At 45.1% G+C, this 508-nt stretch carries 1 protein-coding gene; it reads left to right on the top strand.

All coding sequences use genetic code 11. The features are described 5' to 3' along the window. The coding region (locus R7Q46_RS30560; protein WP_318078762.1) for a sensor histidine kinase at positions 1–508 on the top strand (508 nt) is incomplete at both ends.

Raw genomic sequence — 508 nt, 5'->3', positions numbered from 1 at the left:
AGAATTTAATGAACTCGCGCAAGATTTTGACCACATGACGAAAGAGATTCACTCGCTAGCGGAGAAGCAACGTCTTTTGATTCGCGATGTGTCCCATGAACTAAGAACGCCTCTTGCTAGACAGAACTTGGTTTTGCACCTTTTACGTAAACGAGTTGGTGAAAGCGAACAAGAATTAGTGACGCGGCTGGAAGACGAAGCCAAAGAGCTGAATCATCTAATCAGTGACATTTTGGAATTTAGTCGCCTTGAGAATGCTCGCTACGACAAAGAGACCAAGCGTAGCGATCTTGAAGTGCTACTAGCCCCACAAGTTGAGCGTTGCAAAATCGATTTGAGGGAATCACAGAGCATTGTATTTATTTCACGTGTGACCGAGCCGAGAGCTTACTGTGAAGATACTCTCGTGGTGCGTTGTCTGAATAATCTAGTTGGCAACGCTATCAAATACGCGGGTGAAGATGCTCGGATCGAAGTGACTCTGACTAATCAAGAAATCAATGGGCAG

The sequence above is a fragment of the Vibrio sp. 811 genome (genome assembly GCF_033339195.1).
The sequence above is the reverse complement of the archived record's forward strand: the minus strand, read 5'-3'. Positions and strand labels throughout refer to the sequence as shown.